Raw genomic sequence first — 15,373 nt, forward strand, 5'->3', positions numbered from 1 at the left:
AAAGAGTTTGTTTTGCTTATTTAATAATTTCTACAAACAGATCTGCAACATTGCCATTATAACTATCATAATAAGAATTTCTAGGAAAACCAGAAGACAGACTTATTATATTTCCTAAATTATCTTCTGCAATGTATAGTGGAAATCCTTTTGTAGGTAAGGTTCTAAAATTATTATTTAAAATACTATAAACTATAATTTCCTTTTTAAAATTTTTATGATTATCATAAACTTCTGAATCATTATTTGTACCATAAATTTCAGTCCCATTTTTACTAAAATTTGATGTAACTATTGGAGTAGAATAACTTACTATTTTAGAAAAGTCATCTAAAGAATAAACCGTATTTCTTTTTTTGTTTAGTAAATAAGAACTTGTTGTATTTGTTGACACATCACTATTATATTTGAATTTTAAAGGAATTTCTATTATTCCATTATTAGAGATTTCTCCTGTATTACTAATACTATAATGTATTGCTCTGCCCTCGTTATTATGACTTAAAAAAAAGTTGTTTTTATCTAATTTTGTAATTTCATAATTCTGACCTCCTTGGTGATCTGAAAAATGTGGTTTTTCATCAATTTCTACAAATTGATCTCCATTTCTTTTGTAAGTAAAAACATCATCACTGTCTGATAAAACCCAGATATTATCATCAAAATATTCAAAACTACCCATTGCCCTATATGATGAAACTAAAGAATATTTATAATTTAAGGTTTCTGCGTCGTAAATAAATAGGTTATCACTTTGAGAAAAAACTAGTTCTTTTCCATTTTCTGAAGTAATTAATCTCATTTCCACTTCTGTATACGACGTTGGTAGTTTAAAAGCTTCTGCTGTTATTTCTTGCTTGATATAATCATATTTTATCAATCTTGGCTCGTTTTTGGTATTTCTTAAATAAAAGTAAAAGGATTGACCTTCCGGATCAAAACTTAAATATTTAATATAATCAGCGTCTAACAATTCTGGTCTTATAAAAGCTGTTTCTACAACAGATTTCTCATCATTCAAGTTACTAATATTCCCAAATATATTGTGCACATAAATAGTATAAATAGGATTGTTTACATAAGGTGGGTTCTCATCTATAAAGGAGGTTGTATTGATATCCGAAATAATTTTAACGCTTTCTATATTTGGACTCGAATTTTCATTCTGATCTTGCACTCTTATCTCATAATGAGAAAAATAATAACCAGAATATTTTTCCCAAGATAAAGAAACTTCATTCTCAATTACCTCCGCATTTTTAAAAACAACATTTTCTGGAAATATAAATTCAGGGTTTATATACCTCGGATCACTTTCTCCTAAAAGTCCTTTATTAGTGTAAATTTTTAGAAAATAACACGCTTCGCTATTGGGCAAAGGTTCTTCATCTATAAAGGTATTTAAATTTACGTCTGTAATTGTCTTTAATAAAGTAGCTCCGTTTAAATTACAGTCCTTACCACTTCTATAAATCTCGTATTTTTCAAATGTATTGTAGCCGTTATATGCATCCCAACCAAATTCTATGTGATTTTCAAATGGCCCCTCTTCCTTTTTTTGAAAAGTAGCTGTATACAAATCCATTTCATTTGGTGGTAAATATCTGTAAGCAGTAAAAGTATATTGTTCTTTAACAGCGTCACCATCCGTATCTAAACTAACAAAAAACACAAAGTTATCTTTACTTAAATTTTTAATTTTTATTGTTTCATACTGATTGTTTTCATCAGAACTTAACGTAATTACTCCATTATTTAAAGTCCAGTTCAACGTATTCTGTGTCGGTTGACATCGATAAGATTCTTGATAAAGAAATTCTTCATAAGTACCAGAACTATTGTAAATAAAAAAATTTCTCCCGCACTCTTCAGTTGTTGCAGGTACAGAAGCTTCGTTTCCATCATATTCAACTTTATAAATAGACCAAGCACCCGCTAAATCTTCTATTTTAGCGTCTTTTTGTATAATTTCTTCCTCGTTAAATAAATTATCATCGTTACTATTACAAGAAAAGAATATGGTTAGAAAAGAAACAACTACTAACAGATTAAAAATTCTTTTTGTAATGCCTTTTCTATTAACAAACTCGTAATGTTGCATCATGTTTATCTAATTTTTGATAAAAATAATCAAAGTTTTATTGAACGTAAATAATTCTTTGAACTAGTTTTGAAAAAAATTAAAATTGAGCGCAATAAAAAAGAGGTATTAACTTTGTAAAGCTAAAACCTCTTTTTATATGTAAAAGACAATTGGTCTTATTTCTGAAAATACTCAGGAATTAATCCTTTTAATTTTTCTAGAGTTTCATCAACAGTTAAATCACTCATTCCTCCAGAAGCATTAGCATGTCCTCCTCCGTTAAAATGTTCTTTTGCTAACATATTAACCGGGTTTTCTGCTCCTTTAGAACGGAAAGAAATTTTCATAATTCCGTCTCTTTCAGTAAATACAATAGCAGCTTTCATCCCTTTTATTGATAAAACTAAATTTGCCAAACTATCTGTATCTCCTTTCTTATAGTGATATTTCGCCAACTCTTCTTTAGATAAAGAAATAATTGCCACATTATAATCGTATAAAATTTCTAATTTCTCACTCATTGCATATCCTTGTAAACGCAAACGAGTTTCTGTATTATTATCACTTAATTTTTCATGAATTAAATGATGTTCTACTCCTGCTGCTAAAATTTTAGCTAAAACCTCGTGTGTTCTTGGTTTTACAGAATTGAATCTAAAACTTCCTGTATCTGTTAAAATTCCTAAATATAAAGGGGTTCCTATTTTTTCATCTAACAATTCTAAATGACCAGATTGCTCTATTAAATCTATAATTAATTGTGATGTTGATGATGCTGTAGTTTCTGAAACTGTGATTGTAGGAAATTCTTCAGGGTTCAAATGATGATCTATCATAATTTTCTTACAAGTTGCTTCTTCTAACAAAACTTGCATTTCTGGACCTACTCTATTGGTTGCATTGTAATCTAAACAGAAAATTAAATCTGCTTTTTGCATTTCTACTGTTACTTCTTCCGGGTTTTCTTCCATTAAAAGAATTGAAGAAGTATCTAACCAATATAAAAAATCTGGTGCTTTATCTGGGTGACAAACAACTGCTTTCTTTCCTAACTTTTCTATAAAATGAAGTAAACCTAAAGAAGAACCTATGGAATCTCCATCTGCAGATTTGTGTGCTGTAATAATGATGTTTGAAGCAGCTTGAATTTCTGCTTCTATTTGTTGGTAAATATTCATGTCGTGTGTTTTTCAATTGCAAATACTCAGCAATTGTATTTTTTTATGAGGATGCGAAGTTAGGTTTATTATTGAAGTGAAGCAGTGAGTTCTTATTATTTAATTGCCAATAAATTATTTAAAAACAAGTTCACTAATTTTAAGATTCTAAGTAGTTAAACCTTTAAATAAAAATATTTTCTTGATAAAAACAAAAGTAATCCTTACAGAACTATTTTTATTTTAGATTTAAACCTCATTTATTTTGTTCATACAGTAATATTTAAAAAAGCATTTGATTAAACAATTACAATTTTGCTTTTATATTTTCAGTATTAAAGTAATCTATCCGCTTTATTTCTGATGTTAATTCTACTCAATTTGATTAATTTCAGCTAAAATCTCTTTTACTCTATCTATATCTGCATCATGAACTTGTAGCTCAACTTCAAATGATCCCATATGTGGCATTATTTGAGTTGTAAATTCATTTAGTAAAAAACATTTAATTCCTTCGTGCTCTAATCTGCCTTTTAGTATAAATAAATCGGAAATGTTGTGTGATTTTTGAATTGTTATTAAGCTCATAGTATTTTTTAATGAATATAATAATATTTTTACTAAATTACAATATTACTTACAATTTAATTTTAGTATTGATACATCATTAAAATGACTGAATCTTATGTTAATTAGGCGTTGTTATTTTTTTATAAAAACATCTAATCGGTTGTTGGTAGTTTTCTGAATTTTATTTCTCATAAATGAGGACCATCCCAATAAATAACCAGGAAGTCCCATTGCTTGTTTTGTCCAAGACCATAAATCAAAAGTGTCAAAATGCTGTATAATTTTACCATCTTTAAATTTAAAATCGGCAGAAACTCTATTAACCACTTTTCTTTTCTTGTCTCCATAAAGATATTCTGCTACCCAATTTGCTTTTCCGTTTTCTGCAGTTGCTTCTATATTACTAAAGTTAATAGTAGTGTCTTGTTTTTTATTAGAAAGTAGCATTTCCCACATTTTAAAAGCTCTATCTCCCTCTAACCTTCCGAATACAGCATCTTTAAAGACAACATCCTTATGATAACATTCTAACATTCCTGTTACATTTCCATTAGAAAATGATGTGTAAAACTTCTTTATTATTTCCTTATTTTCCATTTAGTTGCTGTTTTTTAATTGAGTTTAATGTTAACGATGATATCACATCGTTTCAAAGTCCAATTATCAGAAGTTAGCGAAGTTATAAGAAAATAGGTACGGAAACAAATCTAACTCTAAAACTAAAGGTTTCTTTAATAATAAATTAACGATATTAGTCAATCCAGTTCTTAAAATCTTTTACACGTTCCCTACTCACAATAATTTCACTATCAGAATAAGAATCTAAGATTAACTTTAAACGAGAATTAGAATATGCTATAATGTCTTTTATAGCATTTATGTGCACAATAAAAGTTCTGTTAACTCTAAAAAAATGTTCTGGATTTAATTGTTCTTGCCAAGTTTCTAAAGAATTATCTAGCAAGTAATTCCTATTTTCTTTAGTATGAATATAAGTAGATTTATTCTCACTATAAAAACATGTTACCTCATCAATATTTATAATTTTTATGTGCTGACCAACCTTAATCGTCAATCTCTTTTTAAATTTTCTATCTACGGGATTCACCAATAGTTTACGAATTTCATCCAAGTTTACCTGTACTTCTGCTTCTTTTGGCCGATATTCTTTAAACTTTTCTACGGCAACTTTTAGTTCATCTTCATCTAAAGGTTTTAGCAAATAATCAATACTATTTAACTTGAATGCTTTTAACGCATATTCATCATAAGCAGTAGTAAAAATAATAGCAGATTTCACTTCTATTTCTTCAAAAATCTCAAAAGACAATCCATCAGAAAGCTGAATATCTAAAAAGATCAAATCTGGATGTTCATTGTTTTGTAACCAATTTAAAGACTCTTCTACCGAGTGCAACATCTGCTGAACTTCTAAATTTAATGCTGCTAACATTCTGTTTAGCCTTCTTGCTGCAGGTTTTTCATCTTCAATTATTAATACATTCATTTTTGTAATCGCTTTTTAAGATTGTTGATCTTTTATATTTTTTTAACTCTTCTTTTTGTTAATATTCAGTTGATTTTAATCTTGCATAAATTCTTTGATTTTTTTCTCTTCCCAATTTTTATTAAAAACACCTGCAAAACCAAATGTTTTAAAAGCATCAATTAACAAAATAACTCCCCAAATTAACCAAAAAGGAATATGCTTAAATCCGTCTGAATCGTATTGATTGCTTAGCACAAAGTCACCGAAAATCTTAAAAGAAAACGTCCAAACAAATGTTAAAAATAAATTTACTAAAACATAGGTTACAACATGTTTGTAAAACTTTTTAATTTCTGCAACTCTTTGTTTTGCTTCAAAAAATCTCTTTTCGTCTAAATTTTCCATAATCTTATAATTTATGTTTCCTGAGATCTTCTTTATCCATCATTTCTTTAATTTTCTTTTCTTCCCAATCTGCGCCAAAGCCAATCGATTTAAAACCAAAAACGCCCATCCAATGAAAAAACATACCAATTCCCCAAAAAAGCCAAGTAGAATAAGTACCAAAGTTACTTATAGCATCTTCAAAATTATATCCGCTTTGCATTAAGCCAAAAATAACAACGCCACTAATAAAAATGTTTACCAAAACGTAAACCATTAAATGTACATAAAAACCTTTTATTGCTTTAACTCTTTTTTTAGCTTTAATATAATTTTGTTCTTTTGTAAAATCTCTTTCCATAACTATTTTTTTTCATTCATAAATTCTTTAATCTTTTTTTCTTCCCAATTGTTTCCTAAACCTAATAACTTTAGTCCAAAAACAGACAACCAGTGAAAGAAAAGTCCTATTCCCCAGCCACATAAAGAGAACCAAAACCAATGAAAATGAGGTTCGAATTTTAAATTTACAAAAATTATAATCGGTATCACAATACAATAAATACTTAAATGTGTGTAAAACCCTTTTATCTTTTTTACTCTTTTCTGCGCTCTAATATATTGTTGTTTTTGCGTAGTATCTGTATCCATAATTATCTTCTATAATTTTGTTCATCCATATACTTCTGAATCTTCTTTTGCTCCCAATCTTTATTCATAAACAAACTTAAACCAAAAGTATTCAAAGCCTGAAAAGCAATTCCGATTCCCCAAAAAAACCAAATTTTATAATTATGATAATTAGAAAAAGCTTCCATAAAGGTATCTCCATCATTTATATCTCCAACTATAAAAATGGCACTTAAAAAGCTGTTTACAATAATATAAGTTGCCAGGTGTTTATAGAATTTACTAATTTTTTCAACTCTTTTCTTTGCTAAAATATATTTTTGTTCTTGTGTAAGTTCCTTTTCCATTATCTTCTGTTTTTATGCTGATTCTCGGCTTCCATCATTTCTTTTATCTTTCTTTCCTCCCAATTATTGCCTAAGAAAATATTGTAGTTATTTACTTCTAAAAAGTGAAATGCCAATCCCATTCCCCATCCAAAAATTGGAAACCAAAACCAATGAAAACCTGAAGAGAACCTTAAATTGATAAAAATTAAAAAAGGAATTACAATACAATAAGCTGCTAAATTCTGATAAAATTCTTTTAACTTTTCTACTCTTTCTACTGCTTTCACGTATTTGCTATTTTCTAAATCGTCGTTGTACATAATATCGTTCATTTTATATAAGAGAGGTAAACTCACCTTAAAAGTTTTGTTATTGTTATCTATTTTCACTCCCTTTTGAGTGATCAATCCATATCTATCCGCAATATTCTGCAATCCTACTTTAGTGCTTTTCCCTATTGCTTCTTTAGGATTTACATTGTTTTCTATTATTAAATAAGTATCTTCTTCATAAATACTAACTGTTAAAGGTTTAGAAGATGAAACCACATTGTGTTTTACCGCATTTTCTAACAAAAGTTGCAAAGAAAGTGGTACAATTTTTAAGTCATTATTACTTATGGTATCTGGAATATTAAATTTCACTGCATCTTCAAAACGCATTTCTAACAACTGCATATACGTTTTTGCAAATTTTAATTCTTCTTCAATAGGTACTAAATCTTTGTTTCTTTGCTCTAAAACATATCTGTATACCTTAGATAATTTGGTTGTAAATTTTTCTGCTTGCGCAGGGTTTTCTCCAATCAAACTCGTTAACACATTTAAACTATTGAATAAAAAATGTGGATCTAATTGATTTTTTAGAGACTCAAATTTTGCAGTTTCTGTTTTTGCAACAATTTCTTGTTTGGTAGTTTCCTGGGTCATAGCACTTTTCCAATTCACCATAAAACCTTTGGCATGAAAAAAAGCAGCGACTCCTAATGAAAATATGATTGCAAATAAATGGACCCAAACTAAATATCCTTGAAAGAAGTTTTCTACTTTATATCCAAAAAGCAATATATATTGTATAAAATGAATAATTAAAACGGCAATTACTGTATAAATTACGGTAGTTATAATTCCTGCCCAAACTCTTTTGTTGGTTTCTTTAACCCAATCCCATTTGGTGTTTAAGTATTCATTAATAATTCCGTTTCCAAGTCCTAAAGTAAAAGAATACATTCCCGAAATTAAAAAGGTAATACCTGCACCTTTAAAACTAAATTGTTGGTTTATAACTATAAAAACGATCCCTATAACTATGGTAAGTTTTGTACAAAGTATAAAATCATCTTTAATTTTATTATAAATATGGTTGGTAGGTGTCTTCATTTTGGGAAATTGTTCTTATAAAAAATACGTACTAAAATTTAATTTCTAAAGATACATTTTTATCGTTAACCTTAAATTTTGCATCTTCAAATCTTGGCGGACCAAAAGTCATGTTATTGTTAGAAGCACCATAATCTTCTAAAGGCATTCCATTAGCTTTAAAATCCATTTTATCATTATCATTTTTATCATGATAACAAATAATTGCATATTCGCCTCCTTCTACGTTTTCGAAAACCACTGTACTTTTCCCTGCTTCAATTATAGCATTAGCACTCTGAATTGGTTTCATTCTAAAATTTGTTTTGTCATATAAAGCAAAACCAACTTTACCAGAATCTGAAGTAATATTTACTACAGTTGCTGTAATTGTTTTGTTTTGAGCTGTTACTAAGTTTGTAACACATAACATTGCCGTTGTTAAAATTGCTAAGATAAGTTTCATAATAAGTTGTTTTAAGTGGTTAATTATACTACAAAGATGCAAAACAACCTTAGTTCTATAAATTTAAGAATACCGAGTTGTAATTTTTTAAGGATGAATTGTAGTTTTCACATAAAATAATCAGTAATAAATAATAAGCAGTAATTTAATCACCATTAATATTATGAAAAAAAGATTTTTTAAGATATCTGTTGATTTATTTTTAACGCAAACCATAAATTTGTTTAAATTTGATAAAACTGATAAAAAAGCACTACATTTTTGATAATAATTTTTAAAAAATATTTACTTTAGCAGTATGATTACCACAAGAATAAATAATTTATGTACTACAATAGTTCCCAGCTTGCGCTTGCGCAACCGCCGTCGCTAATATTCTACTTTAGCTACAAGACAACTTATTATAGTATTTATCCATTTATTTATTTTATCGTGAACAATTCTTACAAAACTTACTTACAATCTTTCGTTATCTTAAAAAATAACAATTTACGACGTAGTTTTTCTATTCGCCCTTTGGGTGTTTAGATAATTATAGAGTTTAGGTGAGTCCGATTCTACATTCAAAAAGAACAAACAACAACTTTAATAAAATAAAAAACACAATGCAATGGAAATTGTAATTGCTAACAAGTCACATATTGTTTATGCAGATATTATTTGCAAAACAATAGAAGATGCTGCTCAGGTTAGAGGAACAGGTATCGCAAAAAGAAAACCAGAATATGTTGCCACAAAAATGGAAAACGGTAATGCTGTAATAGCATTAGAAAATGGTGAATTTGCAGGGTTTTGCTACATAGAAAAATGGGGGCATGGAAAATTTGTTGCCAACTCTGGTTTAATTGTACACCCAAATTATAGGAATATTGGGTTATCAAAAAAAATAAAACAGAAAATATTTGAGCATTCTAGAACTAAATTTCCAGATGCGAAAGTTTTTAGTATTACAACAGGTTTTGCTGTAATGAAATTAAATAGCGATTTAGGCTACAAACCTGTACCTTTTTCTGAGTTAACAGACGATCAATCTTTTTGGGATGGATGCCAAACTTGTAGAAACTACGATGTTTTAACAAGAACAGACAGAAAAATGTGTTTGTGTACGGGGATGCTTTTTGATCCTGCAAAAATAAAAAAAGAAGAGAAAACTCCTTTTAAAGAAAAAACATTTCAAAGATTAAAACGAATAAAACAAGCATTGTTTCTTAAAAAAAATAAAGAATAATATTATGAAAAAATTAGTAATAGCTTATAGTGGAGGTTTAGACACATCTTATTGTGCAGTTAGTTTATCTAAAGAATATGATGTACATGCCGTAAGTGTTAACACAGGCGGATTTACAACAGAAGAGATTAAACACATTGAAAGTAACGCCTATAAAATGGGAGTTTCTACGTACAAAAATATTGATGCAGTTTCTACCTTCTACAACAAAGTAGTAAAGTATTTAATTTTTGGTAACGTATTAAAAAATGCTACGTATCCACTTTCTGTAAGTGCAGAGAGAATTATTCAGGCAATTGAAATTGTAGAATACGCAAAGAGTATTGGTGCTGAATATATTGCTCACGGTAGTACAGGTGCAGGAAATGATCAAGTTCGTTTTGATATGATTTTTCAAACTTTGGCTCCTGGAATCAAAATTATTACACCAATTAGAGACCAAAAATTAACAAGACAAGAAGAAATAGATTATTTAAAATCTGAAGGTATTGATATGCCTTGGGAAAAATCTAAATATTCTGTAAACAAAGGTCTTTGGGGAACTAGTGTTGGTGGAGTAGAAACTTTAAAGTCAGAATTACCTTTACCAAGTGAAGCATATCCTTCTCAATTAGAAAAAGAAGGTGAAGAAAAAGTAACTCTAACTTTTAAAAATGGTGAATTTGTTGCTTTAAACGGACAAGAAAATGCTCCGGAAGTAAATATCGAAAAATTAAACGACATCGCTTCTGCATATGCAATTGGTAGAGACATTCATGTTGGTGATACAATTGTTGGTACAAAAGGAAGAGTTGGTTTTGAAGCTGCAGCGGCTTTAATCACAGTAAAAGCACACCATTTGTTAGAGAAACACAACTTAACAAAATGGCAATTACAGCATAAAGAGTATTTATCTAGTTTTTACGGAATGCATTTACATGAAGGGCAATATTTAGATCCTGTAATGAGAGATACGGAAGCTTTTTTACAAAGTTCTCAAAAAATGGTTTCTGGTAATGTAGTGGTTTCTTTGAAACCTTATCATTTTACTTTAGACGGAATAATTTCTGATCACGATTTAATGTCTAGCGCATTTAGTACGTATGGAGAAGAAAACAAAGCTTGGACAGCAGATGATGCAAAAGGTTTTATTAAAATTTTAGGAAATCAGAATAAAATATACAGACAAGTAAATAACAAATAATGTTGAATCGTGTAATTGTTTAAGTGATTATTTCACAACGATTACACAACATAACAATTACACGATTAAACAGTTACACAGTTAAAAATTTTCAAAAGCATGAAAAATTTAGAAGTAGGAATTATAGGAGGAGCTGGTTATACTGCTGGTGAATTAATTAGATTATTGTTGAATCATCCAAAGACAAATATCAATTTTGTATACAGTACTTCTAACGCTGGTAACAAATTGTATAAAGTGCATCAAGATTTAATTGGTGATACAGACATCAGTTTTACAAGTGAAATAAATGCTGATGTAGATGTTTTATTTTTATGCTTAGGTCATGGAAACTCAACTTCATTTTTACAAAAAAACAGCTTTTCTGATAACACGAAAATTATTGATTTAAGTAATGATTTTAGATTACTTGCTGATAAGAATTTTGAAGGTAAAGATTTTGTGTACGGTTTACCAGAATTAGATAAAGAAAGTATAAAAACAGCAAAATACATTGCAAATCCTGGTTGTTTTGCCACTGCAATACAATTGGCTATTTTACCTTTAGCAGCAAATGGTTTGTTAAAAGATGATGTGCATATTAATGCAGTAACAGGTGCAACTGGAGCAGGAACGTCATTATCTGCAACGACACATTTTACATGGAGAGATAATAACTTTTCTCATTATAAAGCATTTAATCATCAACATTTAGGAGAGTACAACCAAACTGTAAACCAACTACAACCTAGTTTTAATTCTGAAATTAATTTTATGCCAAATCGTGGTGATTTTTCTAGAGGAATTTTTGCAACTACGTATACAAAGTTCGATGGTTCTCTTAAAGAAGCAACAGAAATTTATAAGGCGTATTATAAAGATGCTGCTTTTACATTTGTTTCTGATGAAAGCATTTTTATGAAACAAGTTGTAAACACCAACAAGTGTTTAATACAGTTAGAAAAACACGGCAATAAGTTGTTAATTACAACCACTATTGATAATTTATTAAAAGGCGCTTCTGGTGCTGCAATTCAGAATTTAAACTTAATGCATGGTTTTGAAGAAACCCTAGGTTTAAATTTAAAAGCAAATTACTTCTAGTAGTAAGTAACTCGAGTTAGCGATTGAAACTTTTCGGCTACGCTCAAGACAGGCTCCATCCTTTTTGGTGTCGGTTTAAAAAATTTGTATCGAGAACAAAATAAGATATAGTGTAAAGCGCAACCTTTAGGGAACGTAAAAAAATATTAATTATGAAAGCAGCAATTATTGGAGCAGGAAGTTTAGGACAGTCTATTGCCAAAGGTTTATTAAAAAACAAAGTGGTGAGTTCTTTGTATTTAACAAAACGAAATACAAGTTCAATAGCAAGTTTTAACACTTATAATGAAGTAGTTTTAACTTCGGATAATGAAGAAGCTGTTAAAAATTCTGATATTTTAATATTTGCTCTTCAACCAAGGCATTTAGAAAAAATTTTAAAAGATTTAAAACCTCTTTTAAATGAAAACCATGTGATAATTACAGTTATTACAGGTTTTTCTATCGAAAAAATTGAAGCTATTATTGGAATCGATAAATTTATTATTCGTTCTATGCCAAATACAGCTGCTGCAGTTGGGCAATCTATGACGTGTCTTTCTCCGAATGTAAAAGGGAAAGAAAAAGTGGAATTAGCGAAAACTATTTTTAATAGTTTAGGACAATCTTTAGAAATTCCAGAAGAGCAATTACAAGCCGCAACAGTAATTTGTGCAAGCGGAATTGCTTTTTGGATGCGCTTAATTCGTGCCACTACACAAGGCGCAATTCAGTTAGGTTTTGAAGCCGATGAAGCCCATAAATTAGCCATGCAAACATGTTTTGGTGCGGCTAGTTTATTAAAAGAGTCAGGCAATCATCCAGAAGCAGAAATAGACAGAGTTACCACTCCTGGTGGTTGTACAATAGAAGGGTTAAACGAAATGGAACACCAAGGTTTAAGCTCTTCTTTAATTAAAGGGATCAATAAATCTTTTGATAAAATTAACCAAATTAAAAACTAATCAACGGGTGTAAACCCATTGCTACTAAAAACTATCATTATGCCATTATTTAACGTTTATCCACTGTACAATGTTACTCCTGTAAAAGCTAAAGGAGTTTATGTTTATGACGAAAACAAAACGGAATTTTTAGATTTATATGGCGGACATGCTGTAATTTCTATAGGTCATGCACATCCTAAATACGTAAAAGCGATAACCAGTCAGGTTGAAAAACTAGGTTTTTATTCGAATGCTATTCAGAATCCTTTACAAGTTCAATTAGCCGATAAATTAGAAGCCCTTTCTGGCTGCAAAGCCTACGAATTATTTTTATGTAATTCTGGTGCTGAAGCAAATGAAAATGCCCTAAAATTAGCTTCTTTTAAAACGGGAGAATCTAGAGTTATTGCGTTTAAAAATGGTTTTCATGGTAGAACTTCTGCTGCGGTTGCTGCAACCGATAATAAAAATATTATTGCACCAATTAACGCGCAACAAAAGGTTACTATTTTAGAATTAAATGATATTGATGCTGTAAAAACAGAACTAGAAAAAGGTGATGTTTGTGCGGTTATCGTTGAATTTATTCAGGGAGTTGGTGGTTTAGATCAAGCAACTAGTGAGTTTTTCGAACAAGTAGATGTACTTTGTAAAGCAAATAACACCTTTTTTATTGCCGATGAAGTGCAGTCTGGTTACGGTAGGTCTGGTAAATTCTTTGCTTTTCAGCATTATAATGTAACTCCCGATGTTATTTCGATAGCAAAAGGAATGGGAAATGGTTTCCCGATTGGAGGAATTTTAATTCACCCAGATGTTGAAGCTAAATTCGGAATGTTAGGGACTACTTTTGGAGGAAATCATTTGGCTTGTGCTGCTGGTTTATCTGTTTTAAAAGTAATTGAAGAGGAAAACTTAATAGATAATGTAAATGAAATGTCTTGCTATTTCATAAAAATTGCAAAGACAATTCCACAAATAAAGAATATAAAAGGTAAAGGATTAATGCTTGGTTTAGAATTCGACTTTGAAGTTGGAGATTTACGTAAGAAGCTAATTTATGACTATCATATTTTTACAGGTGGTGCGATGAATAAAAACCTTTTAAGAATTTTACCTCCATTAACTCTAAAGAAAGAGCATATCAATCAGTTTTTTGAAGCTTTGGTTGATGCTTTAGGAGAATAATTTGTTCTCGCAAAGGTGCAAAGATTTTTGCTTAAACTAATACTAGAAACTGCAACTGATTACTAGAAACTTAAACTATGAATACGTTATTATCAATTGAAATTAGAAATGCTGTTTTACTTACAATGGCAGAACTTCTTGATAAAGAAAGAGAAGCTATTATTTGTATCAACAAAAAAGATTTAGAAGCTTATAAAGGAGATGACATTTCTATGTTCGATCGTTTAAAAGCGGATGATAAAAAAGTGGATGAAATGATTGCTGCTGCAAAACATTTAGCTTCACAAGAAGATCCGGTTGGTGTAGAACGTTTTAGTTTTAAGCATGATAACGGAATGCAAGTCTATAATAAAACGGCTTCTTTTGGAACGATTCTTATTATTTATGAATCGAGACCAGATGTTACTGTGGAAGCTGCAGGAATTGCTTTTAAATCTGGAAATAAAATATTATTAAAAGGTGGTAAAGAATCTTTAAATTCTAACTTAAAAATTGTGGAATTATGGCACAAAGCTTTAAAACAGCACAATGCAGCTACAGATTGGGTAGAATATTTACAATTCAACAGAACAGAAACACAGGCTTTTTTAGAAAAACCTACACAAAAGGTAGATTTAATTGTGCCTCGTGGTGGCGAACGTTTAATTGCTTTTGTAAAAGAACACGCTACGTGTCCTGTTATAATTAGCGGACGAGGAAACAACTTTGTGTATGTAAGTAATGATGCTGATTTAGATATTGCAATTGATGTGATCATCAACGGAAAATCAAAAATATCTGCTTGTAATGCTGTTGATAAAGTATTAATTGATGCTAATCTTACTAATAAAGAAGTATTCATCAATAAATTAATATCAAAATTAAACGAATCTAAAATTGAAGTTCTAGGTGATGCAACTGTAGCTAAAAATCATAATTTAGATCAGATTTCATCAAACGAAGTTTGGTACGAAGAATTTTTAGATTACAAAATTGTTATTGGAGAAGTTGCTTCAAATACTAATGCTATTGCAATGATTAACAAATATGCTGGCGGACATTCATCAGCAATTATTACCAAAGAAATTAAGAAAGCTAAAGTATTTATGGAAAACGTAGATACCGCAGTTGTCTATCATAACGCTTCTACTCGTTTTACAGATGGTGGACAATTAGGTTTGGGTGGCGAATTAGCAATTAGTACAGACAAATTACACCAACGTGGGCCAATTGGTTTACAGCATTTGGTTACCAATAAATGGTACGTTTATGGAAATGGACAGGTGAGAAGTTAAAAATTTTAGTTGCTAGTTTACAATC

The 15,373-nt window shown here is 29.7% G+C and carries 17 protein-coding genes; 6 read left to right on the forward strand and 11 right to left on the reverse strand.

Annotated features, from left to right (window positions below):
* Positions 1-16: 16 nt before the first annotated feature.
* The 11 genes from H0I29_RS17240 to H0I29_RS17290 all read right to left on the reverse strand — a co-directional run bounded on the left by H0I29_RS17240 (position 17) and on the right by H0I29_RS17290 (position 8,466).
* On the reverse strand, positions 17-2,104 hold the full coding sequence (locus H0I29_RS17240) for a lipocalin family protein (protein ID WP_218753636.1): 2,088 nt from the start codon (positions 2,102-2,104) through the stop codon (positions 17-19).
* Between the two features lie 155 nt (positions 2,105-2,259).
* Positions 2,260-3,261: a bifunctional oligoribonuclease/PAP phosphatase NrnA gene (locus H0I29_RS17245; RefSeq protein WP_218753638.1), complete on the reverse strand. Its 1,002-nt coding sequence runs from the start codon at positions 3,259-3,261 to the stop codon at positions 2,260-2,262.
* A gap of 351 nt (positions 3,262-3,612) precedes the next feature.
* Positions 3,613-3,828 (reverse strand): DUF2007 domain-containing protein, encoded by a 216-nt coding sequence (locus H0I29_RS17250; protein ID WP_218753640.1) that lies wholly within the window; start codon positions 3,826-3,828, stop codon positions 3,613-3,615.
* Positions 3,829-3,942: 114 nt separating this feature from the next.
* A complete protein-coding gene (locus H0I29_RS17255; protein ID WP_218753642.1) occupies positions 3,943-4,407 on the reverse strand; it encodes a nuclear transport factor 2 family protein in 465 nt (154 codons plus the stop codon).
* A 154-nt stretch (positions 4,408-4,561) separates the two neighbouring features.
* A complete protein-coding gene (locus H0I29_RS17260; protein WP_218753644.1) occupies positions 4,562-5,317 on the reverse strand; it encodes a LytTR family DNA-binding domain-containing protein in 756 nt (251 codons plus the stop codon).
* Between the two features lie 75 nt (positions 5,318-5,392).
* A complete protein-coding gene (locus H0I29_RS17265; RefSeq protein WP_218753646.1) occupies positions 5,393-5,704 on the reverse strand; it encodes a 2TM domain-containing protein in 312 nt (103 codons plus the stop codon).
* A 4-nt stretch (positions 5,705-5,708) separates the two neighbouring features.
* Positions 5,709-6,044 carry a 2TM domain-containing protein gene (locus H0I29_RS17270; protein WP_218730757.1) on the reverse strand — a complete coding sequence of 112 codons (336 nt, stop codon included), beginning with the start codon at positions 6,042-6,044 and terminating at the stop codon, positions 5,709-5,711.
* A gap of 2 nt (positions 6,045-6,046) precedes the next feature.
* Positions 6,047-6,334, reverse strand: coding sequence for a 2TM domain-containing protein (locus H0I29_RS17275; RefSeq protein ID WP_218730758.1), 288 nt, complete (start codon positions 6,332-6,334; stop codon positions 6,047-6,049).
* 2 nt (positions 6,335-6,336) lie between these two features.
* A complete protein-coding gene (locus H0I29_RS17280) occupies positions 6,337-6,660 on the reverse strand; it encodes a 2TM domain-containing protein (RefSeq protein WP_218730759.1) in 324 nt (107 codons plus the stop codon).
* Positions 6,660-8,021 (reverse strand): 2TM domain-containing protein, encoded by a 1,362-nt coding sequence (locus H0I29_RS17285; protein ID WP_218730760.1) that lies wholly within the window; start codon positions 8,019-8,021, stop codon positions 6,660-6,662. The genes H0I29_RS17280 and H0I29_RS17285 overlap by 1 nt, the downstream gene beginning before the upstream one ends.
* A gap of 31 nt (positions 8,022-8,052) precedes the next feature.
* Positions 8,053-8,466 (reverse strand): DUF2141 domain-containing protein, encoded by a 414-nt coding sequence (locus H0I29_RS17290; RefSeq protein WP_218753648.1) that lies wholly within the window; start codon positions 8,464-8,466, stop codon positions 8,053-8,055.
* Positions 8,467-9,076: 610 nt separating this feature from the next.
* On the opposite strand from H0I29_RS17290, the gene H0I29_RS17295 reads away from it, so the two are divergent.
* The 6 genes from H0I29_RS17295 (at position 9,077) to H0I29_RS17320 (ending at position 15,348) form a co-directional block, all read left to right on the forward strand.
* Positions 9,077-9,694 (forward strand): GNAT family N-acetyltransferase, encoded by a 618-nt coding sequence (locus H0I29_RS17295; RefSeq protein ID WP_218753650.1) that lies wholly within the window; start codon positions 9,077-9,079, stop codon positions 9,692-9,694.
* A gap of 4 nt (positions 9,695-9,698) precedes the next feature.
* Positions 9,699-10,877: an argininosuccinate synthase gene (locus tag H0I29_RS17300; protein WP_218753652.1), complete on the forward strand. Its 1,179-nt coding sequence runs from the start codon at positions 9,699-9,701 to the stop codon at positions 10,875-10,877.
* A gap of 99 nt (positions 10,878-10,976) precedes the next feature.
* Positions 10,977-11,960 (forward strand): N-acetyl-gamma-glutamyl-phosphate reductase, encoded by a 984-nt coding sequence (argC, locus tag H0I29_RS17305; RefSeq protein ID WP_218753654.1) that lies wholly within the window; start codon positions 10,977-10,979, stop codon positions 11,958-11,960.
* A 152-nt stretch (positions 11,961-12,112) separates the two neighbouring features.
* Positions 12,113-12,904 carry a pyrroline-5-carboxylate reductase gene (gene proC / locus H0I29_RS17310; protein ID WP_218753656.1) on the forward strand — a complete coding sequence of 264 codons (792 nt, stop codon included), beginning with the start codon at positions 12,113-12,115 and terminating at the stop codon, positions 12,902-12,904.
* A 39-nt stretch (positions 12,905-12,943) separates the two neighbouring features.
* Complete coding sequence (locus H0I29_RS17315) at positions 12,944-14,074, forward strand: aspartate aminotransferase family protein (protein ID WP_218753658.1); 1,131 nt, start codon at positions 12,944-12,946, stop codon at positions 14,072-14,074.
* A gap of 77 nt (positions 14,075-14,151) precedes the next feature.
* Positions 14,152-15,348 carry a glutamate-5-semialdehyde dehydrogenase gene (locus tag H0I29_RS17320; protein WP_218753660.1) on the forward strand — a complete coding sequence of 399 codons (1,197 nt, stop codon included), beginning with the start codon at positions 14,152-14,154 and terminating at the stop codon, positions 15,346-15,348.
* Positions 15,349-15,373: the final 25 nt, after the last annotated feature.

The organism is Polaribacter sp. R2A056_3_33, from assembly GCF_019278485.1.
In the GTDB taxonomy this organism is placed as follows: Bacteria; Bacteroidota; Bacteroidia; order Flavobacteriales; family Flavobacteriaceae; genus Polaribacter.

Excerpts from the sequence above, each read along its gene's own strand:
- H0I29_RS17320 (WP_218753660.1), top strand. The coding sequence starts at position 14,152 with ATGAATACGTTATTATCAATTGAAATTAGAAATGCTGTTTTACTTACA.
- H0I29_RS17300 (WP_218753652.1), top strand. The coding sequence starts at position 9,699 with ATGAAAAAATTAGTAATAGCTTATAGTGGAGGTTTAGACACATCTTAT.
- H0I29_RS17255 (WP_218753642.1), bottom strand. The coding sequence starts at position 4,407 with ATGGAAAATAAGGAAATAATAAAGAAGTTTTACACATCATTTTCTAAT.
- H0I29_RS17275 (WP_218730758.1), bottom strand. The coding sequence starts at position 6,334 with ATGGATACAGATACTACGCAAAAACAACAATATATTAGAGCGCAGAAA.
- H0I29_RS17270 (WP_218730757.1), bottom strand. The coding sequence starts at position 6,044 with ATGGAAAGAGATTTTACAAAAGAACAAAATTATATTAAAGCTAAAAAA.
- proC (WP_218753656.1), top strand. The coding sequence starts at position 12,113 with ATGAAAGCAGCAATTATTGGAGCAGGAAGTTTAGGACAGTCTATTGCC.
- H0I29_RS17260 (WP_218753644.1), bottom strand. The coding sequence starts at position 5,317 with ATGAATGTATTAATAATTGAAGATGAAAAACCTGCAGCAAGAAGGCTA.
- H0I29_RS17315 (WP_218753658.1), top strand. The coding sequence starts at position 12,944 with ATGCCATTATTTAACGTTTATCCACTGTACAATGTTACTCCTGTAAAA.
- H0I29_RS17265 (WP_218753646.1), bottom strand. The coding sequence starts at position 5,704 with ATGGAAAATTTAGACGAAAAGAGATTTTTTGAAGCAAAACAAAGAGTT.
- H0I29_RS17240 (WP_218753636.1), bottom strand. The coding sequence starts at position 2,104 with ATGATGCAACATTACGAGTTTGTTAATAGAAAAGGCATTACAAAAAGA.
- H0I29_RS17280 (WP_218730759.1), bottom strand. The coding sequence starts at position 6,660 with ATGGAAAAGGAACTTACACAAGAACAAAAATATATTTTAGCAAAGAAA.
- H0I29_RS17295 (WP_218753650.1), top strand. The coding sequence starts at position 9,077 with ATGGAAATTGTAATTGCTAACAAGTCACATATTGTTTATGCAGATATT.
- argC (WP_218753654.1), top strand. The coding sequence starts at position 10,977 with ATGAAAAATTTAGAAGTAGGAATTATAGGAGGAGCTGGTTATACTGCT.
- H0I29_RS17245 (WP_218753638.1), bottom strand. The coding sequence starts at position 3,261 with ATGAATATTTACCAACAAATAGAAGCAGAAATTCAAGCTGCTTCAAAC.
- H0I29_RS17250 (WP_218753640.1), bottom strand. The coding sequence starts at position 3,828 with ATGAGCTTAATAACAATTCAAAAATCACACAACATTTCCGATTTATTT.
- H0I29_RS17290 (WP_218753648.1), bottom strand. The coding sequence starts at position 8,466 with ATGAAACTTATCTTAGCAATTTTAACAACGGCAATGTTATGTGTTACA.
- H0I29_RS17285 (WP_218730760.1), bottom strand. The coding sequence starts at position 8,021 with ATGAAGACACCTACCAACCATATTTATAATAAAATTAAAGATGATTTT.